Here is a 25,977-nt window from a genome sequence, read left to right as displayed (position 1 = left end):
AGCTACCTACGGCCGACAGGTTGGTTCCAGTACCGGCCTTGCGCCGCTGGCTTAGTCAAGTATCGTGTCGCCCGCCTGAGCCGCAATGCGCTCAATGGTTTCTCACGCGGTGTTTTATTTGCTCCGCAAAGCACGCCACAGGCGATTCTCACAGAACAGTGAGGCCCATGCGCTCGCGCCCATGAGACTTCTGAGATCCGTACCGATCTCACTAGGATGGGTAACCTTTCATACGGATCCCTGCCGTGGACGACGGACTCCATCTGAGTGGCGCCACGTCGCCAGACGCGTCGCAGCTGACGCGTTCCGAGCCGATTCTTTCGGTGGTCGTTCCTGTTTTCAACGAAGAGGCGGTCATCCCGATTTTCCAGGCCCGGCTGGCTCTCGTCATGGCCACACTGGGAATGCCCTGGGAAGCCGTCTATGTCGATGATGGATCGCAGGACCGAAGCCTCGCGGTTCTGGAAACATTGCGATCGCGGCATCCCGAGATCGGGGTGGTGAGCCTCAGCCGCAATTTCGGCAAGGAGGCGGCGATGACCGCGGGGCTTGATCACGCCCGCGCCTCGGGCGCCATCATCGTCATCGACGTGGACCTGCAGGATCCCCCCGAAGTCATTCCGGAGCTGGTCAGTGTCTGGCAGGAGGGCGTCGATGTCGTCTTCGCCCAGCGCCGCAGCCGGGCCGGCGAGACCTGGCTGAAGAAGGCCACGGCAAGCGGTTTCTATCGCCTCATGGCGCGTCTCGGGGGACCGGTGCGGTTGCCGCCGGATGTCGGCGACTTCCGTCTGATGAGCCGGCGCTCGGTCGATGCGCTTCTGCAATTGCGCGAACGTCATCGCTTCATGAAGGGATTGTTCGCCTGGGTCGGTTTTCCCTCCCGCGCCGTGATCTATGACCGTGCCCCTCGGGCGGCCGGGACCACGAAGTGGAACTATGGCCGCCTCTTCAATCTCTCGGTCGAGGGCATTACCAGCTTTACCACCCTGCCCCTGCGCTTCGCCACATGGCTTGGCGTGGCAACGGCCGTCTTTGCCCTCGGCTATGGCGGGGAGGTGGTGGCTAAGGCGATGCTCTACGGCAACCCGGTGCCGGGCTATCCCAGCATCATGGCGGTGGTGCTGTTTCTTGGCGGCGTCCAGCTGGTGACGTTAGGCGTCATCGGCGAGTATCTCGGACGGGTTTTCAACGAGACCAAGGGCCGGCCGCTCTACATCGTTGGCCGGCACCTCACCAGCAACGCCGCTCTCGCCACCGAAGCGCCTGGGTCTCACCTGCGCCCGTGAGAGGTCTCACGGGTCGGGCCGGAAGCGCCCCGGCCTGGCCCTGCTAGGCCGCTTGACGCAGGGCGGCCGGCATCCGCCCACCCAGGACCACCGCGAGCGTCATCAGATAGGCCGCGGCACCGGAGCCGGCGATGATCGACAGCGCCAGGATCGGCGGCATCTGCGTCACCTGCCTGGCAACGAACAGGGCCACGACGGCCATCACCGCGGTCCCGAGCATGGGGGCCACCAGCCGCACCGCCATCCATCGCGCTGATTGACCCAGGGCCTGCAACGCCATCACCAGCTGGACCGGCGGCACTGCGAGACTCCCCAAAGCCCAGCAGAGCGCCGCACCGGCAGGATCCTTCGGCTGCACCACCAGCAATGCCAGCAGCGGAACGGTGAATGCGACCACCTGCACAAGAAGGTTGATCCGGGTCCGACCGAGCGCCAACCAGAGCGCGGAGGCGGGGCCGATCAGGAAGGCGGGGATCGCCGCCAGGGCCACCACGCGCGCCGGCTCCGCCGCCGCCGCCCAGGGGCCACCCATCAGCAGCTCGACCAGTTGCGGTGCGGTGATGGCGAGACCGGCCGCGACAGGCAAGCCAATGAGCGCCTGCAGCTGCGCCAGGTCGCCGTAGGCCGCAGCCAGGGCTGGCCGGTCGTGCTGCAGCGCCGAGAGCCGGGGCATCGCCAGACGGGAGGCAGCGCCGGTCACCACCGCCGTCGCGACATCCAGCAGGCGGAAGGCGATATGGGTGACGGCAACGATCGTCTCCGCGACCATGCTACCCAGGACGAGGATGAAGATCCGGTAGCGCCCGTTGAAGACGAGGAGGGCGAGGATCTGCGGTCCGGCCACCGGCCAAAGATCGCCGAGCGCCGCGCGATCCAGCAACCACCGTGGCCGCCATCCGGAGAGTGCCGCCAGCAGCAGGAACACCGAGAGCGTCGCCGTCGCCTGCTGCGCGACCATGGCCCAGGCCCCCCAGTCGGCCAGCGCCGCCATAACTCCGACGCCGACCGAAAGCGGCTGGCAGATCAGCACCCGCAGCGAAAGCAGCCGATAGCGGCGTCCCCGCAAGGCCAATGCCGCCAGCAGCCCCGCCACGGCCGATGCCGGCAGCAGCAAGGCCAGCATGCGGATCATGTCGGTCAGCATTGGCACGCCGATGGCGAGGGCAATCCAAGGTGCCGCCAGGGCCAGCAGGCCGGTACCGAGCAAGGCGGCGCCGAGTGTCGCCCAGAGGGCGGACGATCGGTGCTTTTCCTCCAGATCGCGCCGCTGCAGCAGCGCATCACCGAAGAGGGCAGCAATAGGGAAGTCGATGGTGAGAAAGGCGCTGGCGGCGATGGCGCCGACTCCGGCCGCATGAGGTCCGATCAACCGCGCAATGAACAACAGCCCCACCAGGGCGAAGATCGCGGCGCCCAACGTCTCGACGGCCACCCATGCAGCGGAATTCGCACCGGGAAGGAACGGCGGCTTGATCATTCAGATATCGAGACGGTTGAAGATCGACGTGGGCAGCAGCCGGATGATGCTCATGACCGGCCACCAGATCGACGGCAGGTAGGTGCTGCCGGAGCCGCGGCGTGCCCGGCGCCACGCCGTACTGGCGAAGGCGCTGGGTGAGACCATGAAAGGTAGCCCCGGCAATGGCCAGGTCATGGCGGTGTCGACGGGTCCCGCCTTGATGCACAGGACGCGGACCCCTGCTTTTGCCAGGCGGGCGGCGTAGCCCTGCAGATAGGTTCGCAACGCCGCTTTCGTCGCCCCGTACAGAAAATTGCGCTTGCGCCCCCGGTCGCCGGCGACCGACCCGAGCGCGACGACCCTGCCACCGCCCTGTGCCTCGAGAGCGGGTGCCAGCGCGGCGAGAATCGAAGCCGCGCCGGTGAAATTCGCCGTCACCATGGATGCCGCGACCGTCGGATCCGCGTCGGCGTCCGCTTGATCCGGCATCACCCCAAAGGCCAGGAAGACATTGAGAAAACCGCCACCGGCCTGGGACAGGCATCGGGCTACGAAGCCGGCATGCGACGCCAAATCCCCTGCGTCGAACCGCAGCGGGACGGCCGCGACCTGATGCCGTATGGTCAGGTCGGCGGCCTGACATTCGAGATCCGGCATGTCGCGCCCGGCCAGGAGAAGCGCTGCTCCATGCGCCGCAGCCTCCCGCGCGAAAGCGCGGGCGACGGCCGATGACGCACCCAGGATCAACCAGGTCTCGCTGCTCATAGCTTGAGCCGCCGCGACATGTCCGAGGCCAGACGGCGTTGCGGATCGATCCTTTCGCGCAGCGCCCGGAAGGCCCCTGCCTCGCTATACATGGCATTGAAGCCGTCCGACGACATCACGCTGTCCTTGGCAAGGTAGATTCGGCCTCCGGCATCGCGGGTGATCCGCTCCAGGGCGGCAAACACCGCTTCGCTGCCCGGCCTGGACGGAATGTCCAAGGCCAGGGAATAGCCGGGCATGCCGAAGGACAGCATGCCTCGGCCTTGGGCACCCATGACCTTCAGCACCGCCAGGAAGGACGCAGCCCCCGCCGAAGCAATCGTTTCCAGAAGCCGGCGCAAGGCCCGCTCACCCGTCTCGAACGGCACCACGCACTGGAACTGGCGGAAGCCCTGCTTGCCGTACATCCGGTTCCATCCCTCGATGGCGTCGAGCGGGTAGAGGAACTGGGCGTAGGACGCCGTGGTCTGCTGACCGACAATCGAGGCTCGTCGCCAATACAGGGCATTGAAGGCCCGGACGCTCAGACCGTTGAGGAGCCAGCCGGGGGCGTCGATCGGGAAGCGCTTGGCCTTGCGCGAGGGGAAGGTGCCATCGTGGGGACTGGCTTCGGCGGTCTCGAGCACGCCGCGACCCAGCGCCGCTCCCTGTGCCAAGGCATCGATCCAGCCGACGGAATAGGCGGTGCCGGCCGCATCCTTGAAGCCCTGCAGGAAGTCGTCGAGGTTGGCGACCCGGCGACGCTGCACGGTCAGGGCGTTGGACGGCACCGCTGCCAGCCGAAGGCAGATCGCGGTGATGATGCCGGTCAGCCCGATCCCGCCGATGGTCGCACGAAAAAGGTCCGGGTCCGTCGCTTCCGCCACCCGCAGGAGACGGCCGTCCGGCAGGAGCAGGTCGAACCACGCGACGTGGTCGCCGATGCTGCCGAGGCCATGGTGGTTCTTGCCGTGGACGTCATTCGCCAGGGCACCCCCGAGCGTCACGAAGCCCGTCCCCGGCGAAACGGGTGCGATGAAGCCGCGCGGGAGGAATATCGCCAGCAGCTCGGCGAAGGTGACGCCCGGCTCGGAGACCAGCAGGCCCGTCGACGGATCGAAGGACAGTATGCGGTCAAGCCGACCGGTGAGGACGACGGCGCCGCCCGTGTTCAGGGCAGCGTCGCCATAGCTGCGCCCGCCCCCATGCGCAATGAGGGTCCGGTTCCCGGGCGGCGCCAGGGCGGCGGCCATCTCTCCCGAGCGCTCGGGCCGGGCGGCGAGACAGTCAGCGCTGCTGCTGCGCCCCCAGCCTTGCAGGGTGACCGCCTTCCACCCCATGGCCCGTGCACCCTCCTGGATCGCGGGCGCGAAACTCTCCGGCATCGCCAGTTCCTTACAAGGCTAAAACGATGGCGACGACGACGACCGATCCGATGGCCCAGGACCATGGATCCCGCAGCGCAAAGACCACGGGATCATCGCGCAGCAGCCGCCGATGCGCGCGCAGCCAGATGCGCATCAGCCATACCGCGACCGCCCCGGGCGCTACATAAAGCCAGGCAGGATGCTCGTACATACGGGACGGCAAGGCGTCATCCGCCACGTAAAGGATGATGATCTGCAAGGCGCCGATTCCGGCCGCCGCGCCGAAGCCCAGCGTCAGCGGCCAATCCTCGACCTCCCATCCCCGCCTCGCCACCGCGGTCCCGCCCGCGGCGCGGGCCTCCATCAATTCACAATGCCGCTTGGCCAGGGCGAGGGAGAAGAAGAAGAAACCGGCGAAGGCGATCAGCCAGGGAGAATAGGGGACGTCGGCGAGTTCCACGCCCAGTGACAGGCGGATGGTGAAGAGCGCGGCGATCGTCAGGGTGTCGATCAGCGCTATCCGTTTCAAAACCCCGGAGTACAGCAGCGACAAACTGCAGTAGCCCAGGATCGCCACCGTCAGCATCGGCCTGAACAACAGCGGCAAGACCAGCGCCAGGACGATGAGACCGATTGCGGCGGCGAGCGCATGCAGGGGTGCGATCCGGCCGGCCGCGATGGCGCGGAAACGCTTGGTCCGGTGCGCGCGGTCCGACACGAGGTCGGATAGATCATTCAGCAGGTAAGTGCCGGATGCAGCCAGCCCGAGCAGCAGCATCCCTAACAAGCTGTGGATGATCGCGGTCGGGTCGCCGAGCTTGTGGCCGAGTGCCAGGGGCACCAGCACGAGGACGTTCTTGGACCATTGATGGATCCGCAACGCCCCGATCCAGGTCCGCAACCGGTCGGCCTGGGGCGGGAATTCTGCGATGATGCGCGGGTTGATGGCCCGTGCCGCAGCAGCGGTCGACGGGCTTGCATTCACCAGGACGATATCCTGCGCCGCTGCGAATACCGGCAGATCCTGATGGCTGTCGCCAGCATAGGCAAAGCCTCCGGGGAAGGCGTTCTGCAGGAACTGCGCCTTCTCCTCGCTTCGCAGATTCCGGGTGCCATCGCTCCCGGTGGCACTGCGGAACAACCCGACATGCGCCGCCACGGCATCGGCGATCGACTGGTCGGCCGCGGTCACCAGATGCAACTCACGGCCAGCCGCATGCTCCACGCGCAGCCAGTCGAGAAAATTCTGGCGCACCGGCAGGCTGGTCGCGTCGGCCGGCATCTGCCGGCTGACACGCCGCTTGAAGGCCGCACGCCCCTGCGGCAGCGATCGCAACAGCGAGGGAACACTGGTAGGTGCGTGCATCAAGGCCGCGACCAGACCCTCATGCAATGTATCGGTGGCGACCAAGGTGCCATCAAGGTCCACCGCAAGCGGCAGCGGAGCACTTGCGGCAGGGTATGGTTTGATCTTGTCTACAGCATGCATGGCAGGAACTGATCCTCGTGCCGCAGGGCAAAATCCCATTTCGTCCGGGGCTGCGATAGTGCCATTGGCGTGAGAGAAAGAAAGCGTTTTGCAATGAATTGCGGCGGCTGGGGCGCAAACCAAAAGGTTGTTTTTCACCTTATGTTGATGCACCTTATGCGTCATGGCGCGTCCGATATCAAAACGCTACGCAACGTGACTGCTTCGCCCCCGTCAAGGTTCCCTGGACATCTTCCGTTTTTGTGGCAACGACCACTATTCTGACAGCAAGTCCCCCAGGGTAGGATGCGAATGCACACCGCGGCGAGCACCCAGGACGACATGCCCCAGGCACCGGTCCGATCCTCGGATCCGGCCACCCTGGTTCAGGTACCGAGCGTCACCGCTTGCATCGTGACGCATAACCGCCCCCACTACGTCCGCTCCTGCCTGGAGAGCCTCCGGCAGCAGACCGTGGGGCTGGACGCCTTCGATATCATCGTCGTCGATAGCTGCAGCAGCGCCGATGTCAACGTAGAGCTTGGCGTGCTGGTCGCAACCATGCCGAACGCAAAACTGTTGCGCATCGATCGCCCGGGCGCGAGCGCTGCCAGGAATTACGGTGCGGCAACCAGCACGGCGGATTTCATCGCCTACATCGACGACGACGGGCTGGCGATGCCGGACTGGATCGAGCAGATCCAGCGCGTGCTGGCCGAACAGCGGCCTTGGCCGGGCGTGCTCGGAGGCCGGGTGCTGCCGGTCTGGGAGGCTCCGCTGCCGGGCTGGTGGCCGCAGGACCTCCGGGGCGTTCTCTCGATCATCGAATGGGAGGGCCGCGGCGAGTTCCGGACCACGGCGGTCCCTGCCGGTCTCGAGCCCTATGGCGTCAACATGGTCGTCCAGCGCCAGCCGTTGCTGGAGATGGGAGGCTTTGCCGAACGGCTTGGCCGCTTCGGCAGGTTGTTGCTGTCGGACGAAGATGTGCAGGTCGGTTGGCGGCTCCAGGACCGCGGGTTTTCCGCCTGGTATGACAGCCGGGTCCTGGTGCGCCACCAGATCCAGGCCGTCCGCATGTGCCCGGAGTGGCTGCTGGACCGGCTCTATTGGCAAGGCGCCTCAGCCGTTGCAACCCGCCGCATCCTTGGTGCACCGCAGACGGTGTGGAAGGAGTTGCCGCGCCGCCTGATCGTCGAGGTCCTCACCCTTCCAGCCTCGCTGCTGCCGAAGCAGAGCACCGTGCTTCTGGGGCTCCGTTGGCGTCTCGCCTATGCCCGTGGTTTCACCCGCATGGCACTGATGGGGGAGCAACGCAAACGGACCTTGCCGCAGCGGATCTGGCGGGCCCTGCTGCAACCCGGCGGGCAGCCTGTCATCCCGACCCTCGATATCGGCGCCCGGGCCCGTGAAGCCGCGGAGCCGCCGCAGTGACCGAACCCTCGATGACGGTTGTGTTTTCGACGCGCAACCGTGCACAGGCCCTGCCGCGCGTGCTGAACGCCTTTGCGGGCCTCACGGCCCCGCATTCCGGTTGGAAGCTGGTGATCGTCGACAACGGCAGCAATGACGGCACCGCGGCCGTAATAGCGGGCTTCAGTCACCTGTTGCCGCTGACCCTGCTGTCCTGTCCCACGCCTGGCAAGAACCGCGCCCTCAACCTGGCACTGCCTGAGCTTCGTGGGGACCTCGCCGTCTTCACCGACGACGACGTGCTGCCGGACACGGACTGGCTGGTGCAGCTCCGGGCAGCGGCCGATGCCCATCCGGAGGCCGATCTCTTCGGCGGCACGGTGCTGCCGGATTGGCCGAGTCCCCCTCCCCTCTGGCTCTCCGAGCAGGCCGTCGAGTTCAGCGTGCTCTATGCGCAACAGCGGCGGGCGAGCGGCCCCTGCGACCATGCCGACATCTTCGGGCCCAACATGGCCGTCCGCAGCGCCATCTTCGCGGCAGGCACCCGCTTTGGCGAGCATGTCGGCCCCGACGGCACAAACCCAATGTATGCCATGGGCAGCGAGACGGAACTGCTGCGTCGCCTCGGCACCGCCGGCCATCGCGGCTGGTTCGCGGCGGACGCCCGGGTCCGGCACATCATCCGGCCGGAGCAGATGGAGGAGCGATGGATCTTGGATCGCGCCTTTCGGTACGGCGTCGGCGAGGGCCGCAACTACGCCAAATCGCTTTCGCTCGGCCTGTTGGTCCGTCTCGTTGCCTATCGCCTGGCCGCCCGTGGCCTGGCATTCCTGCCGCCCTCGCCACGGCGGCTTCGCATCCGCTATCGCGATCGTTGGCTTGCCGGAGTCGCCTCTGGCCGTCCATTAATGCCAAACACATCGCGGCCGGGTTGAATTTCCCCGGCTAGCAACTTCCATCGCCATTTGTCATGGAGAGATCGGTGTATTCGTCGAGGCTCCGCCCCCAGGCGCTCCGCATCCCTTCGGTTGCGGTCTCCTTGCCCTTCCTGCTGTTGTTGTTGGCGCTGGTCGGCTTCAGTGCGGCGAAGAAGGTGACCTTCTACGCTTCCGGCCAGTCGGAGCTGCATGGCTTCGCGCTGGTGGTCTTCTGCTGCGTCGCCGCCCTGCCTTTCGTCGGTGTCCGCTATGCCGACGTGCCGCGCCTGCTGCGCGCCATCCTGCGCGGCATCGGTGTCGTGGTGCTGGTCCAGGTCCTGTTCGATGCCTTTGGCCCCGTACCGCCCGCGCCCAACATCATCTTCGGCGCAGCGAACGAGCATACCCTGTTCTTTCGCTGGGGCGCGCTGATCGCGGTCATTGCCGGCTTCGCGTCGCTGTGGCGGCCGATCTTCCTGATGCCGCTGTTCATCTACTATGTGGCCTTTCGGCTCCTGATAGGGCCGGCCGCGGGCATCTGGGTGTCCGACACGGATTTCCTGTCGATGCTCGACGCCGGCGTTTTCGCCGTGTTCGGGGGTGTCATCGCGGTCGTCGCCACCAGCGACTGGACCCTGAACCGGTTTCCGACCCTCAGGTCCATGATGGCGGACATGCCGCCGGATGTCCTGCGGCAGAAGGCCACCAACCTGGTCTGGGCGGTCATCGTCGGCGCCCATCTCGGCAACTACTTTTGCTCCGGCGTCGCCAAGCTGATGGCGGGTGGGCCTGCACCCTGGACCTGGTTGCTGCAGAATCCAACGCAGACGGCCATCGTCATCGGCACGGAGCGGGGCGACAACCCGCTGGCCATGTTCCCCTCCCTGCTGCAGTTCAGCTGGGACACCATTTCGACCTTCGGCCTAGCCTTCAATTTCTTCGTGCTCGCGGCGCAGCTGCTCGCCCCCCTGGCCATCCTTCGGGTTCGCTGGTTGCTGTTCTTCACGCTGCTGTTCGATATCTTTCACATCGGCGTCTACATGACGCTTGGCGCATTGTTCCACTTCTGGATCGCGGTCAATCTCATCATCTACACCTCGGCCTGGCGGCTGAAGGAGAATGAGATCACCTCGATGATGAAGCTGGTCTGCGTGCTGACCGTGATGTTCGGCCACACCATCTTCTATACCAACTGGCTCGGTTGGCTGGACGGCGCCAAACTCGCCAGCCCACAGTTCTACGCGGTGACGCGGGATGGCCGGGACGTGTGGGTGCCGCAGGTCTACTACGGGATCTACTCCTACACCATCGCTCAGGCCGCCACCTACGTGCCGGAAGGCCACTTCAACTTCCGCATCGGCGGCAACAATCTGAACCTGAACGACTGGCACGACGCCACTTCCTGCGGCCCCAGGACCGCCGAGGTGCAGACGACGGGCGCGACGCTGAAGGACATGGAGCATCTGGTACGCGACACCCATAGCTTCATGCTGCGCCATCCCTATATCAAGAACGACAACCTCTACTACTTCTACCCTCACCACATGCAGCCGAACCCCTGGATGTTCCGGGAGTTCAACCGGCTGAACATCGAGGATATCGTGGGCTATAAATACGTCGTCGAGTCGGTCTGCCTCACGCTCCGCGACGGCCAGCTCGTCCGGGATGTGAAGAAGCGCGACGAGTACCGCTTCGATGTCCGCTGACACCACGCCGGGCGCGATGCGCCCGGCCCCGACGGGCCAGTCCGCCGCGGATCCGTCGGCCCGCGAAATCTTCGTGGTCTATGACGGCCTGTGCCCGTTCTGCACTCGCTACGTCATGCTCTACCGCATCCGCCAGCTGGCGGAAAAGGTTCACATGATCGATGCGCGCTCCGACCATCCGGTGGTGGCCGAGGTCAAGGCACGCGGCCTCAGCCTCGAGAATGGCATGGCGGTGAAGTGGAACGGGCGCCTGTACCACGGCGCCGATGCGCTGCATGTCCTGGCCATGCTGGGCAGCGAGGATGGTGCCTTCAACAAGCTGAACCGGCTGGTCTTCAGCCGGCCGAGGCTCGGGAAATTCCTGTATCCCGCGATGGTGGCCGGACGGCGGCTGACCCTCAAGCTCCTGGGCCGGCCGCCGATCGCCGATTGATCAGTCGGCGGTGATCCCGCCCTGGGTGACCACCCGCTTCCAGCGGCTGATTTCGGCCTGCTGGAAGGCGGCGAATTCCTCGGGGCTGCTGCCGACCACCTCGAAGCCATTCTCGCGCAGCCGCGCTTCGGTCTGCGGCACCCGCAGCGCGGCGACCGCCGCAGCATGGATGCGGGTCACCAACGGCGCCGGCATCCCCGCCGGCCCGCCGAAGCCCTGCCAGGAATAGACCACGAAGTCGTGGAGGCCGCTTTCCTCGGCGGTCGGCACCTCCGGCAGCAGCGGGTTGCGGGCATCGCTCGTGATGATGATGGGACGCACCCGGCCATCGCGGATCTGCGGCGCGATCGAGCCGAGGTTCTGGAAGGACAGCTGCACGTTGCCGGCAATCAGGTCGGTCGTCGCCGGTGCCCCGCCGGCATAGGGCACATGGGCCGCGGTGGTCCCGGTCGCCTGTTTGAACATCTCCATGGTGAGATGGTCGGAGGAGCCGATGCCGCTGGTCGAGTAGGCCGCCTTGTCGCCATTGGCCTTCAGCCAGTCGAGCAGCTCTGGCAGGGATTTCGCCGGCACCTGGCCGGGATGCACCACCAGCACATTCGGGGTCCGCACCGTCTGGGTGATGCGGGTCAGCTGCGTCACCGGGTCATAGGCCAGGTTCGGCCGCAGGGCGACGTTGATGGCCCAGGTGCTGATCGGCGCATGCATCAGCATGTGGCCATCCGGGGCGCTGCGGATCACCGCCCGCGCCCCGACTTCCCCGGTCGCACCCGGCCGGTTCTCCGCGACCACGGGCTTGCCCAGGGATTGCTGCATGCCCTGGGCCACCGCGCGGCCGATGATGTCCGAGGAACTGCCCGGGGCGAAGGGCACCAGGATGGTGACGGGGCGGCTGGGCCACTCCTCCTGCGCCACGGCATGGCGCGTGCCGAATAGCAGGCCGGCGGCCCCCAGCATGTGGCGGCGTTTCATGGCGTTGTCCTTCCCGTCAGGCCGCGTATTGGCGATGCCGGACGCTGCCCCGTCAATACGGCAGGCCCGGCACGGTCTTGACGCGCCCCGCTGGCCGCGCTCGCCTGGACGGCGGAGGATTCAATCCATGACGCCGCAGCCGCAGCCTTTCCGCCTGGCCGTCCCCGATGCAGCGATCGCCGATCTCAAGGCTCGTCTCGCCCTCACCCGCCTGCCCGATCAGGCCCCGGGCGAGGCCTGGGCCTTCGGCACCGATGTCGGCTACCTCCAGGGCCTGCTCCACCACTGGCAGCACGGCTTCGACTGGCGCGCCGAGGAGGCCCGGCTCAATGCCTTCCCGCAATTCACCGTGCCGCTGCACGGGATCGACCTGCACTACCTGCATGTCCCCGGGGTCGGCCCCGATCCGACGCCGCTGCTGCTGATGCATGGCTGGCCCGGCTCGGTCTTCGAATTCCTCGACATCATCCCGCGCCTGACGGACCCAGCCCGCTTCGGCGGCGACCCGGCGGATGCCTTCACCGTCGTCGCCCCCTCGCTGCCCGGCTACGGTCTTTCCTTCCGTCCGGGACAGCCGCGCTTCTCGATCGAGGCCGTGGCGGATTGCCTCGCCCATCTGATGACCGGCGTGCTCGGCTATCCCCGCTTCGGCGCCCAGGGCGGCGACTGGGGCGGCTTCACCGCCTCCCGACTGGGCGTGGCGCATCCGGAGAAGCTGCTCGGCATCCATCTCAACCTGCTGTCGCTGAAGCCGGACCAGCCGCCGCCCGCCAACCCGACGCCGGAGGAGGCCCGCTACGCGGAAGACGTCGCCATCTGGCTGAAGGAGGAGACCGGCTACCAGTGGATCCAGGGCACCCGCCCGCAGACCCTCGCCTTCGGCCTCAGCGACAGCCCGGCCGGTCTCGCCGCCTGGATCGTGGAGAAGTTCCGGGCCTGGTCGGATTGCGACGGCGATGTCGAAGCCGCCCATCCCCGCGACCGGCTGCTCGCCAACATCGCGCTCTACTGGTTCACCGGCTGCATCGGCGCATCCTTCTGGCCCTACTACGCCCGGGCGCATGGCTCCTGGCCCATCCCGGAGGGACGCACCGTCGATGTCCCCATGGGCTATGCCGCCTTCCCGAAGGAGATCCGGCGGCCGCCGCGCAGCATCGCGGAGCAGACCTATACCGATATCCGCCGCTGGACGCCGATGGCCAAGGGTGGCCACTTCGCCGCCATGGAACAGCCCGAAGCCCTCGCCGGCGAGATCGCCGCCTTCTTCCGCAGCCTGCGGGAGGCCACGCCATGAAGGCCGTCGGCTATACGACGAAAGGCCTGCCGATCGCCGATCCGGCCGCGCTGCAGGATCTGGTCCTGCCGGACCCCGGCCCGCCGCTCGGCCGGGACCTCCTGGTGCGGGTGCAGGCCGTCTCGGTCAATCCGCGCGACGCCAAGAGCCGCGCGGTCTTCGACGCCTCGCCCGACAAGCCGATGGTGCTGGGCTACGATGCCAGCGGCGTGGTCGAGGCGGTCGGTCCCGATTGCGCCCTGTTCCGTCCCGGCGATGCCGTCTTCTATGCCGGGGTGCTGGACCGGCCGGGCTCCAACGCCGAGCTGCAGCTGGTCGATGAGCGGATCGTCGGCCACAAGCCGGCCTCGCTCAGCCATGCGGAGGCGGCAGCCTTGCCGCTGACCACCCTCACCGCCTGGGAAATGCTGTTCGACCGGCTGGCGATCCCGCGCGACCGGACGGCCGGCGAATCGGTGCTGATCCTCGGCGGCGCCGGCGGCGTGCCTTCGATCGCCATCCAACTGGCCCGGGTCCTCACCGGGCTGACGGTCATTGCCACCGCCTCAAGGCCGGAAAGCGCGGAATGGGTGCGGGCCCGCGGCGCCCATCACGTGCTGGACCACACCAGGCCGCTGGCTGCCCAGGCCAAGGCGCTCGGCCCGATCCGCTACGTCTTCTCCACCCATACCGATGCCGCCGCCTGGGCCGAGATCGCCAGGCTAATCGCGCCGCAGGGCCGCTTCGGCCTGATCGACGACCCGGAGCCGCTCGACCTCCGGCTGGTGAAGTTCAAGAGCGTCTCCATCCATTGGGAGGCGATGTTCACCCGGCCGATGTTCCGCACCGCGGATATGCAGCGCCAGCACGAGATCCTGACCGAGATGGCCACCCTGCTCGACCAGGGCACCATCCGGCCCGGCCCGGCCACGCAGTACGGCAGCATCACCGCGGCGAACCTGCGGCGGGCCCATGCCGCGGTCGAGGCGGGCCGCGTCGTCGGCAAGATCGTGCTTGCAGGATTCGAAGCCACGCCGAACTGAACGGGACAGCGGCCTAACGCGCCACCAAGCGCGGTCCGCTCGACCGACCATGGGGAGGAATGATGATGCTCGACGATGGGCGAATGGAAGCCGCGGCCGCCTTGCTATGGCAACACTGGCGCGAGGGCCGTCGCCTGCCGGCGCTGCCGCCGGTGCTGCGGCCGGAGAACCGGGCGGAAGGCTATGCCATCCAGGCACGGCTGGGCACGCGGGACGGCCGCCCGCAGGCCGGCTGGAAGATCGCCGCGACCAGCGCCGCGGGCCAGGCGCATATCGGCCTCGATGGTCCCATCGCCGGCCGGGTGCTGGTTAGCCAGTTGCTCGCGCCGGGCGTGGCGGTGCCGCTCGGCGCCAATGCCATGCGGGTGGCCGAGCCGGAATTCGTCTTCCGCCTGGCCCGCGACCTGCCGCCTCGCACTGCGCCCTATACGGTGCCCGAGGTCATGGCCGCGGTCGGCACCCTGCACCTCGGCATCGAGATCCCGGACAGCCGCTTCGAGGATGTGGTCTCGGCCGGCGGTCCGCAGATCATCGCCGACAATGCCTGCGCCAACCAATTCGTCTTCGGCCCGGCCACCACGGCCGATTGGCGCGAGCTGGACTTGGCCGCCCATCCCGCCACGGCCCGGGTGGGCGATCGCTTCCGGCGCGAGGGTTCCGGCGCCAATGTCCTGGGCGATCCGCGCATCGCCCTGACCTGGCTGGCGAATGAGCTCTCGGCGCAGGATGTGACCCTCGCGGCCGGGCATTACATCACCACCGGCACCTGCATGGTTCCGCTCGAGATCCAGGCCGGCGATGCGGTGGAGATCGACTTCGGGGTGCTTGGCAGCATCGCGGTTCGGTTTATAGCGTGAGCTTTTCCTGACGAGGACGCCTGCATGCCACCGGATGCCGACACCTTCGACTACGTCATCGTCGGCTCGGGTGCCGCCGGCTCTGTCCTCGCCAACCGGCTGACCGCGGATGGCACCGCCACGGTCTGCGTCCTGGAAGCCGGCCCGCCCGACCGCAATCCCTGGATCCATATCCCGGCGGGCTTCATCAAGACCCTGGCCGATCCCGGCGTCACCTGGCAGTTCAAGACCGAGCCCCTGGCGATGACCGGCGGCCGGCGGATCGCCACGACCCAGGGGCGCACCCTGGGCGGCGGCTCCTCGGTCAATGGGATGATCTATAACCGCGGCCAGCCCGCCGACCTCGACCACTGGGCCCAGCGCGGCAACCGCGGCTGGGGCTACCAGGACTGCCTGCCCTACTACCGCCGCAGCGAGAACCGCGTCGGCTTCGGCGAGGACAACCGGGGCCGCTCCGAGGGCGGCATCCCGGTGACCGACATGGATTGGATCAACCCGATCTCGGAGGCCTTCATCGCCGGCTGCGTCGGCATGGGGATCCCCCGCAACCCCGACTACAACAGCGGCGACCAGGCCGGCGTCGGCTATTTCCAGCGCGCCATCCAGAACGGCCGCCGGGTTTCGGCCGCCACCGCCTTCCTCAAGCCGGCCCGGTCCCGCCGCAATCTCGAGGTCCGCACCAATGCGCGGGCCAGCGCAATCCTGTTCGAGGGCAAGCGCGCCACCGGCATCCGCTACGTCACCGCGCCCGGGGCGCCGGCGAAGCAGGTGATGGCCCGGCGCGAGGTCATCCTCTCCTCCGGCACGGTCAATACCGCGCGGCTGCTGCAGATCTCGGGCGTCGGCCCGGCGGAGTTGCTCGGCCAGCTCGGCGTCCCGGTGGTGCAGGCCCTGCGCGGCGTCGGCGCCAATTTCCGCGACCACTATGCCTCACGTTTCGTGATGCGGGCCAAGCCGGGCACCGAGACCCTGAACGGCCTAGCCCGTGGCCTGAACCTCGGCCTGCAGGTCGCCCGCTGGGGGCTGAAGCGGCCGAGCATCCTGGCCACCGCCCCCTCCCACGTCCATGTCTTCTGGAAGAGCTTCGAGGGCCTCGACGCGCCGGACCTGCAATGCGTCTTCACCCCCGGCAGCTATGCCGAGGGCAAGGTCTACGTGCTGGACGACTACCCCGGCGTCACCGCCGGCGCTTGGCAGCACCGGCCGGAAAGCCATGGCTGGGTGAAGGCCCGCAGCACCAATGTCTTCGAGGATCCCGAGATCAACCCGAACTACCTCTCGGATGCGATGGACGTGCGGGTCCATCTCGGCGGCATGCGGCTGCTGCGGCGGATGCTGAACACGCCGGAGCTGGGCCGCTTCCTCGAGGCTGAGACCCTGCCCGGACCCTCGGTCGAATCGGACGACGAGCTGCTGGACTTCGCCAAGAAGAACGGCAGCACGACCTACCACCTGATCGGCACCGCCCGCATGGGACCGGAGACCGACCCCACCGCCGTGGTGAACGACCGTCTTCTGGTCCATGGCATGCAGGCGCTGCGCGTGGTCGATGCCTCGATCATGCCGAGCATGCCCTCGGCCAATACCTATGCGACCACCCTGATGATCGCGGAGAAGGCGGCGGACCTCATCCTCGGGCGTCAGGCGGCGGCGGCCGCCTGACGGGTTGCGGCTAGCGCTGCGACGTCGTCACCGCGACGAAATTGGCCGCGCTGTCCTCGGCGACGCGGAACCACTGGACCTGCTCCAGCCGGAACTTGTCCCAATGCTCGTGGATGCGCTTGAACCGCGCATTCTGCGCGCCGATCTCGGCATACAGCTCCTGGGCGGCGCGGTAGAGCGCCGTCATCACCTCCCGCGGGTAGGGCCGCAGCTGGGTGCCACCCGCGATCAGCCGCCGCAGCGCCGGCGGGTTCAGCACGTCGTATTTCGCTGCGGTGGCGGCCCAGGCCTCGGCGGAGGCGACCTCCAGCATGGACTGGTAGGCTTTCGGCAGCCCGTCCCAGGCGCGCTGGTTGATCAGCAGGTCGGAGCTCGGCGCGATCTCCTGGAAGCCCGGGTAATAGTAGTACTTCGCCACCTGACCGAAGCCGAGCTTCTCGTCGTCATAGGGGCCGATGTATTCGGCGCCGTCGATCACCCCCCGCTCCAGCGCCGGGTAGATGTCCGAGGGCGCGATCTGCTGCGGGATGACCCCGAGCTTCGCCATCACGCTGCCGCCGAGGCCGGCGATGCGGAACTTGAGGCCCCGCAGATCCTCCGGCGTCTTGATCTCCTTCTTCAGCCAGCCGCCCATCTGGGCGCCGGTGCAGCCGGCGGGGATGGCGACGACGCCCTGGTCGCGGAACACCTCGCGCAGCTGGTCCCGGCCGCCGCCGTAATTCAGCCAGGCGAACATCCCCCGGCTCGCCATGCCCCAGGGCAAAGTCGTGCTGATGGCGAGGCTCGGGTCCTTGCCGAAGTAGAAGAGGCTGGAGGTGAAGCCGCACTCGACCGAGCCCTGTCCGACCGCGTCCAGGATCTGCAGGCCGGGCACGATCTCGCCCGGGCCGGAGACGGTGATCTCGAAGGCGCCGTCCGACATCTCCCGCACCCGCCGCGCGATGATCTCGGCGGCGCCATAGAGCGTGTCGATCGTCTTCGGGAAGCTGTTCGGGCAGCGCCAGCGGATGCGCGGCTGGGCGGAGGCGAGGTTGGGGGCGGCGAGCGCGGAAGCGCCCGCAATGCCGGCGGCTCCGCTGGCGATGATGCGGCGACGATTCATGAGGATCCTTCCCTGGGCTGCCCTCTTTTCCCGAGGGCTGACGCCGGGAAGTTACGCATGCGGCGCCGCCGAAGGCCAGACCGTGGCCGCTACCCCTCGGCCAGCCAGGCGCGGATCTCCGCGTCATGTTCGCCAAGGGTGGGCGCCGGCCGCCGCAGGCTCGCCGGCGTGCCACCGAGCCGCAGCGGCGGCGCCAGCGCCGGCTTCCCGTCGGCGCCGTCGACCACCACGCCGCGGGCCTGGGCCTGGGGATGCGCAAGCGCCTCATCATAGGACAGCACCGGCTCGCAGGGGATGCCGGCCTCGCCCAGCGCTGTCAGCCAGTGAGCGTTGTCCGCCGCCTCCAGCCGTGCCTGGATCAGCGGGATCAGCGCCGCATTGTTCGCCACGCGCTTGGCATTCACCGCGAAGCGCGGGTCCTCGGCCAATTCCGGCAGGCCGATGATCCCGCACAGGGCCCGCCAGAATTTCTCCTTGGAAGCGCCGAGGGTGATCCAGCCATCCCGCGTCCGGAACACCCGATAAGGCGCCGAGCCGCGGTGCAACTGGCCCATCCGCGGCGGCTTGGTGCCCTGGGAGAAGACATGCGCCGCCTCATAGACCCCGAGCGACAGGCCAGCCTCGAGCAGCGACTGGTCGATCCGCTGCCCCAGCCCGGTCCGCTGCCGCGCCTGCAGGGCTCCGAGGACGGCGATTGCGGCATACATGCCGGAGGTCACGTCGGTGATGGCGACCGGCAGCCGGTAGGGCTCCCCGTCCGGCGGCCCGTTGCCGGCCATCAGGCCGGACATCCCTTGGGCCATCATGTCGAGGCCACCATGCGCCGCCCAGGGGCCGGTCTGGCCGAAACCGGAGATGCTGGCGTAGACCAGCCGCGGATTCGCCTCGGCCATCGCCTCCCAGCCGAGGCCATGCCGCGCCAGCACGCCCGGGCGGAAGTTCTCAACCAGCACATCGGCCCGCAGCGCGATCCGCCGCACGATGTCGAGGTCGGCCGGCGCCTTCAGATCGAGCGCGATGCTGCGCTTGTTGCGGTTCCAGATGCCGAACGGGGCGCTCGCGGGTCCCCGGGGGCCGTCGACGAAGGGCGGCATCCGACGGGCATCATCCCCGCCATCCGGCCGCTCGACCTTGATGACGTCGGCGCCCATGTCTCCCAGCAGCATCGTGCAATAAGGGCCCGACAGGAAACTGGTCAGATCCAGCACCACCAGCCCATCCAGGGCGCCTGCCATGGGATGCCCCCCTCATGTTGCAGCGAGTAAAGACGCAGGGGCCGGATGGGGCAACCGACGCTTTACCCTTGATGCGACACAACATCCGGCCAAGCTTAACCACGCACCCGTAACCGATGGGATCCATGAGCAGCAACGCCCCGCGCCATATCCGCCTGACCTCGCACCCGGAGCCGCAGGCGCATCGCTGGCCGCTGCGCTGGGCGGCCCCCACGGCGGCCGAGCGGGGCCCGGTCATCGGCTCGGTCACGCGCCCGGCCGACCGCAACGTCATCGGGACGCACGGAGGCTCCTATTCCCTGTACCGGGCCCTGGCGGTCTCCGCCGGTACCCTCTCCCCGTTGCAACGGCCGGACCTGGCCAATACCCAGCCGGTGACCGATATCGGCCCCTATCCGCAGTGGTCGGAGCCGGGGAAGATCGTCTCGCTCGATCCCTGGGGCCATGTGGTGGGCGAGGCCTTCGGCGACGCGATCGGCGAGGGAATCGACATCCGCCCGACCATCGCCATCACCAAGGCGCGGCTGAACATGGCCGAGCTCAATGCCCTGATCGAGGCCGGCAGCCTGCAGCCCGACGGTCGGGTGCTGCACCGGGGCGGCGACGTATCCGTCACCAAGGCCGCCATCGATCCGGTCTGGTGGCTGCCGGGGATCGCCGAACGCTTCGGCACCTCCGAGCATGAGCTCCGGCGCACCCTGTTCGAGCAGACCGCCGGCATGTATCCAGAGCTCGTGACGCGGCCTGACCTCGCGGTCTTCCTGCCGCCCGTGGGCGGCATCACCGTCTATATCTTCGGCGAGCCCCACGACCTGGCCAACCGCAAGGTGCCCCTCACCTGCCGCGTCCACGACGAGTGCAACGGCTCGGATGTGTTCGGCTCCGACATCTGCACCTGCCGCCCCTACCTCATCCAGGGGATCGAGGAGAGCATCCGCTCGGCCCAGGATGGCGGGGTTGGGCTTGTCGTCTACAATCGCAAGGAAGGCCGGGCCCTCGGCGAGGTCACCAAATTCCTGGTCTACAACGCCCGCAAGCGCCAGGAGGGCGGTGACCAGGCGGCGACCTACTTCGAGCGCACCGAGTGCGTCGCTGGCGTGCAGGATGCGCGCTTCCAGCAGCTCATGCCGGATGTGCTGCACTGGCTCGGCATCACGAAGATCCACCGCCTGATCTCGATGTCCAATATGAAGTACGAGGCGATGGTGGACCAGGGCATCGATATCGGCGAGCGGGTCCCGATCCCGGCCGACCGCATCCCGCTCGATGCCTCGGTGGAGATGGAGGCGAAGAAGGCCGCCGGCTACTTCGCCCCCGATGCCCCGACGGAGGCCGAACTGGCCCGCACCATCGGCCGGCCCATGGACAGCATGTGAGCACCGTTTCGGAACCCGAGGGCGACCGGGCCCTGGCTGGCCGCCTGCTGACACCGGAGGCCGTGCGCCAGCGCTGCGGCGAACTCTTCGCCCTCGCCCAGGAAGGGCGGTTGGCCGGCTGGAGCCTGGACCTCGCCCGTCTGCCGGCTGCCGCCGACCTCGTCACCGCGGTGATCCGGCAGAACTACCCAAGCCTGGAGGTGCCCTTCCACGCCCGCTGGCGCCACTTCGCCATCGGCGGTATCGACCGCTGGGCTGCGGTGCAGGCGCGTGATCCCCGCATGGCCTTCGACCTCGCAATCACCTCCGTCCTGCTCGATGCCGGCGCAGGCATGGCCTGGCGCTACCGGGAGAGCGGCACCGGCCGCGAGTTCGCCCGTTCGGAAGGGCTTGCCGTCGCCAGCTTCGCCATGTTCACCGCTGGCGCCTTCGCCACCGATCGCCGCAGCCCGCGGGCCGATGCCGCCCGCCTCGCCGGCCTCACCGCAGACGATCTCGCCACCGGGTTCCAGGTCGGGCCCGGCAACCCGCTCATCGGCCTGGAAGGGCGCGCTGCCCTGCTCCGCCGCCTGGGCGGCGTCGTCGCTGCGGCCCCCACGGTCTTCGCCGGCCGTCCCGGCGGCTTGTTCGATCATCTGGCGGCGCAGGCCGATGCCGGCATCCTTCCGGCGCGGGCCATCCTGCTGGCGATCTTGCACCACCTCGGCGGCATCTGGCCGGGGCGGGAGACCCTGGGCGGCGTGAACCTCGGCGACTGCTGGCGCCACCCCGGCATCGACGCCGCGGATGGGCTGGTGCCCTTCCACAAGCTGTCCCAATGGCTGGCCTATTCGCTGATCGAACCGCTGGAGGCAGCAGGCCTGCGCGTCAGCGGAATCGATGCCCTCACCGGCCTGCCGGAGTATCGCAATGGCGGGCTCTTCCTCGACCTCGGCGTCATTCGCCTGGTCGATCCCGAAGATGCGGCGCGGGAGCATGCGCCGGGCTCGCCGCTGATCGTCGGCTGGCGGGCGCTGACCGTCGCCCTGCTGGATGCCCTGGCCCCCCTGGTACGCGACCGGCTCGGCATGACGGCCGAAGCCTTCCCCCTTGCCCGCGTGCTGGAAGGGGGCAGCTGGTGGGCCGGCCGGCGCCTGGCGGCGGAGCGGCGCGCCGATGGGGGCCCGCCTTTGATCATCGCCAGCGATGGCACCTTGTTTTGAAGGACCCGGTCATGAGGCAAGTCCATGTCGTCCGTCACCCGCTGGTCCAGCACAAGCTGTCGCTGATGCGCAGCGCGGAGCGGTCCACCCAGGGCTTCCGCCGCCTGCTGAACGAAATCGGCATGCTGTTGGCCTATGAGGTGACACGCGACCTGCCGCTTGAGGAGGTGGAGATCGCCACCCCGCTGGCCACGATGAAGACACCGATCCTGGCGGGCAAGAAACTGGTCTTCGCCCCCATCCTCCGCGCCGGCATGGGCTTCGTCGATGGCATGCTGGAGTTGGTCCCATCGGCCCGGATCGCCCATATTGGGCTCTATCGCGACCCAAAGACCCTGCAGGCGGTTGAATACTACTTCAAGGCGCCGCCCGATGTGGCCGAACGCCTCGTCATCGTGCTGGACCCAATGCTGGCCACGGCGAACAGCGCGGTGGCCGCGGTGGACCGGCTGAAGGAGCGTGGTTGCCACGAGTTGCGGCTGGTCTGCCTGCTCGCGGCCCCCGAGGGGATCGAGCGCTTCCACGGCGTCCATCCGGAGGTGCCGATCTGGACCGCCTCCATCGACAGCCATCTTGATAGCCATGGCTACATCGTCCCAGGGCTCGGCGACGCAGGCGACCGGATGTTCGGCACCAAATAGTCTCGATGGAGCCAGATGTCTGGACGACTCGGATTGTTTCTGTCACAGATAGGGGTTGCAGATCCAAGAGGTTGAATACCCACGCAATCATGCCCAATAAGCGTAAGCCTGCCAAAGCCCGTTCATTGCAGCGAGGCTGCCAGTGTGCCGCCTTTCCTTTCCAGGAACGGGACGGCGAGACGCACGTGCTGCTGGTGACCAGCCGCGAGACGAAGCGTTGGGTGTTGCCGAAGGGCTGGACGGAAAAGCCCGGACGAGGCTCGGAGCAGGCGGCGCAGGAGGCCTTCGAGGAGGCCGGCATCATCGGCCGGATTGGCACGGCGTCGATCGGTGCCTACACCTATCCCAAGCGGCTGGACAACGGTGTCACCGTCACCTGCGACGTCGAGGTGTTTCCCTTGGCGGTCGATCGGTTGCTGGAGGACTGGCCGGAGAAGTCGCAGCGGGAACGGCGCTGGTTCACCCTATCCGAAGCGGCCATGGCCGTGGAAGAAGGTGGGCTGGTCACGCTGATGCTCCAGCTTTCGGCACCGTCACCCTGATCATCGACGCACGACGCCTGGGGGCCCCGGCCGCGACCTGACGGCCGCCCTGAAACGGGGCGCGACCCTTACGCCGATGCCTCTGGATGCGGTCGAGACAGTGTCCCCGTGTCGCCATCTCCGCATGCAGCCACCGGGACCTGCTTCCTGGTGGCCTGGGCCAGTGCTGGACCACCGCCACTGGTCGAGGCGCCCGCCAGCGGGCTTGGCCGCACCGACACCTCCATCGCCAACCAGTAGCGGAGTTGGAGCATGGCGCCAGGTATCGCCATCGCCGCGGTGCGTCGGCTCCGGCCCGATGCCATCGGGATGTCGGAGCTGCGCGCCTTCATCCCGCAAGGGCAATCACGGCTGCCTGAAGAAGCGGAAGCCTGACAGGACCTGGCTACCGGTTGCTATTCGGCAGCGGTCTCGTCGCCTGCCGCATCCAGGACATGCAGCGAATAGGTGAAGGCGGCACCCGCATTCAGGGCGATCGCCACGCCCAGCGCCTCCGCCATCTCCGCTTTGCTGGCGCCGGCGACCTTGGCCTTCCGCACATGCGCGTCGATGCAGCCGTCGCAGCGGGTGGTGACGGCGACAGCCAGGGCGATCAGCTCCCGCGTCTTGGCATCGAGGTGTTGGGTCGTGGCAGCGCCACGTGCCAAGGCGCCGAAACCCTTCACCAGCTCCGGATGGAGCCCGCTCAACTCCTTACCCCGCGCACGGGTGGTGGTGTTGTAGGCGTCCCAGTCCTTGATCCCAGTCATGTTCGCTCCCCCGAATTGCAATGGGCGCAGGGGGATGCCCCCTGCGCCCATAGTATCCGTCGGGTGCGGCGGAATGCCTACTCCACCGCCTCCGGCTCCTTCTCCGCCTCGCCATCGCCGGGGCCTTCCTCAGGCTTCGGCAGGGCGGGGGCGGCCGCTTCCAGGTAATCGAAGGCCAGGGAGCCATCCCGCAGGTTGACCTTGACCGAGCCACCCTTGACCAGCTTGCCGAACAGCAGCTCTTCGGCCAGGGGCTTCTTGATGTACTCCTGGATGACGCGCGCCAGTGGCCGGGCGCCGTTCAGCGGGTCGTAGCCACGCTCCGCCAGCCACTCCTTGGCCGCCGAGGACAGCTCGATCGTGACATTCCGGTCGGCCAGCTGGGCCTCCAGCTGCATAACGAACTTCTCGACCACCTGACCGACGATCTCCGGCGTCAGCCCGGCGAAGGGCACCACCGCATCCAGACGGTTGCGGAACTCAGGCGTGAACATCCGCTGGATCGCATCAGTATCCTCGCCGCTGCGCGCCTCCCGGCCGAAGCCGATCGCCGGCTTGGCCATGTCGGAGGCCCCCGCATTGGTGGTCATGATGAGGATCACGTTGCGGAAATCGACCGTCTTGCCATTGTGGTCGGTCAGCTTGCCGTGGTCCATCACCTGCAACAGGATGTTGTAAAGGTCCTGATGCGCCTTCTCGATCTCGTCGAGCAACAGCACTGCATGCGGATGCTGGTCGATGCTGTCCGTCAGCAGCCCGCCCTGGTCGAAGCCCACATAACCCGGCGGGGCGCCGATCAGCCGGCTGATCGAATGCCGCTCCATGTATTCCGACATGTCAAAGCGGATCAGCTCGATGCCGAGGGTTTTCGCCAACTGCTTGGCCACCTCGGTCTTGCCGACGCCGGTCGGGCCGCTGAACAGGTAGTTGCCGATCGGCTTCTCGGCATCGCGCAGCCCGGCCCGGGACAGCTTGATGGCCGAAGACAGCGCCTCGATCGCCTTCTCCTGGCCGAAGACCATGGACTTCAGGTCGCGCTCCAGGGTGCGGAGCGTCTCCTTGTCGTCGTTGGAAACCGACTTGGGTGGGATGCGGGCGATCTTCGCTACGATCTCCTCGACATCCTTCAACGTGACAGTCTTCCGCCGCTTGCCCTCGGGCTGCAGCATGCGGGAGGCACCGACCTCGTCGATCACGTCGATCGCCTTGTCCGGCAGCTTGCGGTCATGAATGTACTTGGCCGACAGCTCCACCGCCGCCCGGATGGCCTCGGGGGTGTAGCGGACCTTGTGGTGCTTTTCGTAGTTGGTCTTGAGCCCGGTCAGGATCTTGACCGCATCCTCGACCGACGGCTCGTTCACGTCGATCTTCTGGAAGCGCCGCACCAGGGCGCGGTCCTTCTCGAAGTAGTTGCGGTATTCCTTATAGGTCGTGGACCCCACGCAACGCAGCGTGCCCTGGGCCAGGGCCGGCTTCAGCAGGTTGGAGGCATCCATCGCGCCGCCGCTGGTCGCGCCGGCACCGATGACGGTATGAATCTCGTCGATGAACAGGATCGAGCCGGGCTGCTGCTCCAGCTCGTTCACTACGGCCTTCAGCCGCTCCTCGAAATCGCCGCGGTAGCGGGTACCGGCCAGCAGGCTGCCCATGTCCAGCGCGTAGATGGTCGACTTCGCCAGCACCTCGGGGACGTCGCCCTCGATGATGCGCTTGGCCAGACCCTCGGCGATGGCGGTCTTGCCCACGCCCGGATCACCCACATAGAGCGGGTTGTTCTTGGTCCGGCGGCAGAGGATCTGGATGGTCCGTTCGATCTCCTGATCACGGCCGATCAGCGGATCGATCTTCCCGGCCGCAGCCTTCTTGTTCAGGTTCACGCAGTAATTGGAGAGCGCATCCTGGCTGCGACCACCCCGCGGCTTCTCCTCCTTCTCTGGCTCCTCGGAGGGACCGGACGGGTTGGAGGAGGCGGTCGGCGTGCCCTGCACCGGCCGGTTCGTGGTGCGGCCCGGAGCCTTGGCAATGCCATGGCTGATGAAGTTCACCGCATCTAGCCGGGTCATGTCCTGCAGCTGCAGGAAATAAACCGCATGGCTCTCGCGCTCGGAGAAGAGGGCGACCAGGACATTGGCGCCCGTCACCTCATCCCGGCCCGATGATTGAACATGGATCGCGGCCCGCTGGACCACCCGCTGGAAGCCGGCGGTGGGCTTCGGATCCCCGGCCCGCTCCGTCACCAGCCCGGCCAGATCCTTGTCCAAGAATTCGGTCAGGTCGCGCTTCAACTTCTCGTTGTCGACACCGCAGGCCCGCAGCACGGTGGCCGCATCGGTGTCGTCGGTCAGGGCGAGAAGCAGGTGCTCCAATGTCGCGTATTCATGCCGACGCTCATTGGCGAGGCCGAGGGCGCGATGGAGCGTCTGCTCGAGATTGCGGGACAACATGCTCAAGACGCTCCCCGTTGGAACCCAACATGCCAGGAACATCCGGACACGAGGGCGGGTTTCCCCTAAAAAACCGTCGGACAAATAAA

At 67.5% G+C, this 25,977-nt stretch carries 23 protein-coding genes; 14 read left to right on the top strand and 9 right to left on the bottom strand.

Translation table 11 applies throughout. The features are described 5' to 3' along the window. The first annotated feature begins 323 nt into the window (after positions 1–323). On the top strand, positions 324–1,286 hold the full coding sequence (locus QWZ14_RS15780) for a glycosyltransferase family 2 protein (RefSeq protein WP_290317889.1): 963 nt from the start codon (positions 324–326) through the stop codon (positions 1,284–1,286). Positions 1,287–1,329: 43 nt separating this feature from the next. Here QWZ14_RS15780 and QWZ14_RS15775 read toward each other — a convergent pair whose 3' ends face one another. The 4 genes from QWZ14_RS15775 to QWZ14_RS15760 are packed head-to-tail and all read right to left on the bottom strand — an operon-like array spanning position 1,330 to position 6,345. Next, positions 1,330–2,763 carry an oligosaccharide flippase family protein gene (locus QWZ14_RS15775; RefSeq protein WP_290317696.1) on the bottom strand — a complete coding sequence of 478 codons (1,434 nt, stop codon included), beginning with the start codon at positions 2,761–2,763 and terminating at the stop codon, positions 1,330–1,332. Next, complete coding sequence (locus QWZ14_RS15770; RefSeq protein ID WP_290317695.1) at positions 2,764–3,510, bottom strand: SDR family NAD(P)-dependent oxidoreductase; 747 nt, start codon at positions 3,508–3,510, stop codon at positions 2,764–2,766. After that, entirely contained in the window at positions 3,507–4,874 is a 1,368-nt protein-coding gene (locus QWZ14_RS15765; protein WP_290317694.1) for an FAD-binding oxidoreductase, read from the bottom strand. Before QWZ14_RS15765 ends, QWZ14_RS15770 begins: the two co-directional genes overlap by 4 nt. A 10-nt stretch (positions 4,875–4,884) precedes the next feature. Continuing rightward, positions 4,885–6,345 (bottom strand): UbiA family prenyltransferase, encoded by a 1,461-nt coding sequence (locus QWZ14_RS15760; RefSeq protein WP_290317693.1) that lies wholly within the window; start codon positions 6,343–6,345, stop codon positions 4,885–4,887. Between the two features lie 291 nt (positions 6,346–6,636). Here QWZ14_RS15760 and QWZ14_RS15755 point away from each other — a divergent pair, with 291 nt between their 5' ends. The 4 genes from QWZ14_RS15755 to QWZ14_RS15740 all read left to right on the top strand — a co-directional run bounded on the left by QWZ14_RS15755 (position 6,637) and on the right by QWZ14_RS15740 (position 10,790). Beyond that, on the top strand, positions 6,637–7,755 hold the full coding sequence (locus tag QWZ14_RS15755) for a glycosyltransferase family 2 protein (RefSeq protein WP_290317692.1): 1,119 nt from the start codon (positions 6,637–6,639) through the stop codon (positions 7,753–7,755). Beyond that, positions 7,752–8,669, top strand: coding sequence for a glycosyltransferase (locus tag QWZ14_RS15750; RefSeq protein ID WP_290317690.1), 918 nt, complete (start codon positions 7,752–7,754; stop codon positions 8,667–8,669). The genes QWZ14_RS15755 and QWZ14_RS15750 overlap by 4 nt, the downstream gene beginning before the upstream one ends. 104 nt (positions 8,670–8,773) lie before the next feature. After that, positions 8,774–10,357 carry a hypothetical protein gene (locus QWZ14_RS15745; RefSeq protein ID WP_290317689.1) on the top strand — a complete coding sequence of 528 codons (1,584 nt, stop codon included), beginning with the start codon at positions 8,774–8,776 and terminating at the stop codon, positions 10,355–10,357. Then, positions 10,347–10,790, top strand: coding sequence for a DCC1-like thiol-disulfide oxidoreductase family protein (locus QWZ14_RS15740; RefSeq protein WP_290317688.1), 444 nt, complete (start codon positions 10,347–10,349; stop codon positions 10,788–10,790). The genes QWZ14_RS15745 and QWZ14_RS15740 overlap by 11 nt, the downstream gene beginning before the upstream one ends. Here QWZ14_RS15740 and QWZ14_RS15735 read toward each other — a convergent pair whose 3' ends face one another. Further along, the gene (locus QWZ14_RS15735) at positions 10,791–11,762 is read right to left on the bottom strand and encodes a Bug family tripartite tricarboxylate transporter substrate binding protein (protein WP_290317687.1); all 972 of its coding nucleotides are present in this window, start codon (positions 11,760–11,762) and stop codon (positions 10,791–10,793) included. Between the two features lie 127 nt (positions 11,763–11,889). Between QWZ14_RS15735 and QWZ14_RS15730 the strand changes: the two genes are divergently transcribed. The 4 genes from QWZ14_RS15730 (at position 11,890) to QWZ14_RS15715 (ending at position 16,597) form a co-directional block, all read left to right on the top strand. Continuing rightward, a complete protein-coding gene (locus tag QWZ14_RS15730; protein ID WP_290317686.1) occupies positions 11,890–13,056 on the top strand; it encodes an epoxide hydrolase family protein in 1,167 nt (388 codons plus the stop codon). Next, positions 13,053–14,078, top strand: coding sequence for a zinc-binding alcohol dehydrogenase family protein (locus QWZ14_RS15725; RefSeq protein ID WP_290317685.1), 1,026 nt, complete (start codon positions 13,053–13,055; stop codon positions 14,076–14,078). Before QWZ14_RS15730 ends, QWZ14_RS15725 begins: the two co-directional genes overlap by 4 nt. A gap of 62 nt (positions 14,079–14,140) precedes the next feature. Beyond that, on the top strand, positions 14,141–14,935 hold the full coding sequence (locus QWZ14_RS15720; protein WP_290317684.1) for a 2-keto-4-pentenoate hydratase: 795 nt from the start codon (positions 14,141–14,143) through the stop codon (positions 14,933–14,935). A 24-nt stretch (positions 14,936–14,959) separates the two neighbouring features. Next, entirely contained in the window at positions 14,960–16,597 is a 1,638-nt protein-coding gene (locus QWZ14_RS15715) for a GMC family oxidoreductase (protein WP_290317683.1), read from the top strand. Between the two features lie 10 nt (positions 16,598–16,607). On the opposite strand, the gene QWZ14_RS15710 is transcribed toward QWZ14_RS15715, so the two are convergent. Continuing rightward, positions 16,608–17,699 carry a TRAP transporter substrate-binding protein gene (locus tag QWZ14_RS15710; RefSeq protein ID WP_290317682.1) on the bottom strand — a complete coding sequence of 364 codons (1,092 nt, stop codon included), beginning with the start codon at positions 17,697–17,699 and terminating at the stop codon, positions 16,608–16,610. 89 nt (positions 17,700–17,788) lie between these two features. Beyond that, positions 17,789–18,934, bottom strand: a complete 1,146-nt coding sequence (locus QWZ14_RS15705; protein WP_290317681.1) for a CaiB/BaiF CoA transferase family protein — start codon at positions 18,932–18,934, stop codon at positions 17,789–17,791. Between the two features lie 125 nt (positions 18,935–19,059). Between QWZ14_RS15705 and QWZ14_RS15700 the strand changes: the two genes are divergently transcribed. From QWZ14_RS15700 to QWZ14_RS15680, 5 genes are all read left to right on the top strand, one after another. Then, positions 19,060–20,310 carry a GTP cyclohydrolase II gene (locus tag QWZ14_RS15700; RefSeq protein ID WP_290317680.1) on the top strand — a complete coding sequence of 417 codons (1,251 nt, stop codon included), beginning with the start codon at positions 19,060–19,062 and terminating at the stop codon, positions 20,308–20,310. Beyond that, entirely contained in the window at positions 20,307–21,512 is a 1,206-nt protein-coding gene (locus QWZ14_RS15695) for a URC4/urg3 family protein (RefSeq protein ID WP_290317679.1), read from the top strand. The genes QWZ14_RS15700 and QWZ14_RS15695 overlap by 4 nt, the downstream gene beginning before the upstream one ends. Before the next feature lie 11 nt (positions 21,513–21,523). Beyond that, complete coding sequence (gene upp / locus QWZ14_RS15690; RefSeq protein ID WP_290317677.1) at positions 21,524–22,153, top strand: uracil phosphoribosyltransferase; 630 nt, start codon at positions 21,524–21,526, stop codon at positions 22,151–22,153. 89 nt (positions 22,154–22,242) lie between these two features. Then, on the top strand, positions 22,243–22,695 hold the full coding sequence (locus tag QWZ14_RS15685) for an NUDIX hydrolase (RefSeq protein WP_290317676.1): 453 nt from the start codon (positions 22,243–22,245) through the stop codon (positions 22,693–22,695). Positions 22,696–22,947: 252 nt separating this feature from the next. After that, a complete protein-coding gene (locus QWZ14_RS15680; protein WP_290317675.1) occupies positions 22,948–23,070 on the top strand; it encodes a hypothetical protein in 123 nt (40 codons plus the stop codon). Positions 23,071–23,090: 20 nt separating this feature from the next. Here the strand turns inward: QWZ14_RS15680 and QWZ14_RS15675 are convergent, their stop codons facing one another. After that, a complete protein-coding gene (locus QWZ14_RS15675; RefSeq protein ID WP_290317888.1) occupies positions 23,091–23,435 on the bottom strand; it encodes a carboxymuconolactone decarboxylase family protein in 345 nt (114 codons plus the stop codon). Positions 23,436–23,521: 86 nt separating this feature from the next. After that, positions 23,522–25,888: an ATP-dependent Clp protease ATP-binding subunit ClpA gene (gene clpA / locus QWZ14_RS15670; protein WP_290317674.1), complete on the bottom strand. Its 2,367-nt coding sequence runs from the start codon at positions 25,886–25,888 to the stop codon at positions 23,522–23,524. Positions 25,889–25,977: the final 89 nt, after the last annotated feature.

Source organism: Paeniroseomonas aquatica (genome assembly GCF_030409335.1).
In the GTDB taxonomy this organism is placed as follows: Bacteria; Pseudomonadota; Alphaproteobacteria; order Acetobacterales; family Acetobacteraceae; genus Belnapia; species Belnapia aquatica.
Note: the sequence above shows the minus strand (reverse complement) of the source record. Positions and strands in the feature narration are given on the sequence as shown.

Bases quoted from the DNA above. Each gene is read 5' to 3' on its own strand.
- clpA (WP_290317674.1), bottom strand. From the start codon at position 25,888: ATGTTGTCCCGCAATCTCGAGCAGACGCTCCATCGCGCCCTCGGCCTC.
- QWZ14_RS15715 (WP_290317683.1), top strand. From the start codon at position 14,960: ATGCCACCGGATGCCGACACCTTCGACTACGTCATCGTCGGCTCGGGT.
- QWZ14_RS15770 (WP_290317695.1), bottom strand. From the start codon at position 3,510: ATGAGCAGCGAGACCTGGTTGATCCTGGGTGCGTCATCGGCCGTCGCC.
- QWZ14_RS15705 (WP_290317681.1), bottom strand. From the start codon at position 18,934: ATGGCAGGCGCCCTGGATGGGCTGGTGGTGCTGGATCTGACCAGTTTC.
- QWZ14_RS15680 (WP_290317675.1), top strand. From the start codon at position 22,948: ATGGCGCCAGGTATCGCCATCGCCGCGGTGCGTCGGCTCCGGCCCGAT.
- QWZ14_RS15740 (WP_290317688.1), top strand. From the start codon at position 10,347: ATGTCCGCTGACACCACGCCGGGCGCGATGCGCCCGGCCCCGACGGGC.
- QWZ14_RS15735 (WP_290317687.1), bottom strand. From the start codon at position 11,762: ATGAAACGCCGCCACATGCTGGGGGCCGCCGGCCTGCTATTCGGCACG.
- QWZ14_RS15755 (WP_290317692.1), top strand. From the start codon at position 6,637: ATGCACACCGCGGCGAGCACCCAGGACGACATGCCCCAGGCACCGGTC.
- QWZ14_RS15775 (WP_290317696.1), bottom strand. From the start codon at position 2,763: ATGATCAAGCCGCCGTTCCTTCCCGGTGCGAATTCCGCTGCATGGGTG.
- upp (WP_290317677.1), top strand. From the start codon at position 21,524: ATGAGGCAAGTCCATGTCGTCCGTCACCCGCTGGTCCAGCACAAGCTG.
- QWZ14_RS15710 (WP_290317682.1), bottom strand. From the start codon at position 17,699: ATGAATCGTCGCCGCATCATCGCCAGCGGAGCCGCCGGCATTGCGGGC.
- QWZ14_RS15720 (WP_290317684.1), top strand. From the start codon at position 14,141: ATGATGCTCGACGATGGGCGAATGGAAGCCGCGGCCGCCTTGCTATGG.
- QWZ14_RS15700 (WP_290317680.1), top strand. From the start codon at position 19,060: ATGAGCAGCAACGCCCCGCGCCATATCCGCCTGACCTCGCACCCGGAG.
- QWZ14_RS15765 (WP_290317694.1), bottom strand. From the start codon at position 4,874: ATGCCGGAGAGTTTCGCGCCCGCGATCCAGGAGGGTGCACGGGCCATG.
- QWZ14_RS15760 (WP_290317693.1), bottom strand. From the start codon at position 6,345: ATGCATGCTGTAGACAAGATCAAACCATACCCTGCCGCAAGTGCTCCG.
- QWZ14_RS15725 (WP_290317685.1), top strand. From the start codon at position 13,053: ATGAAGGCCGTCGGCTATACGACGAAAGGCCTGCCGATCGCCGATCCG.
- QWZ14_RS15685 (WP_290317676.1), top strand. From the start codon at position 22,243: ATGCCCAATAAGCGTAAGCCTGCCAAAGCCCGTTCATTGCAGCGAGGC.
- QWZ14_RS15730 (WP_290317686.1), top strand. From the start codon at position 11,890: ATGACGCCGCAGCCGCAGCCTTTCCGCCTGGCCGTCCCCGATGCAGCG.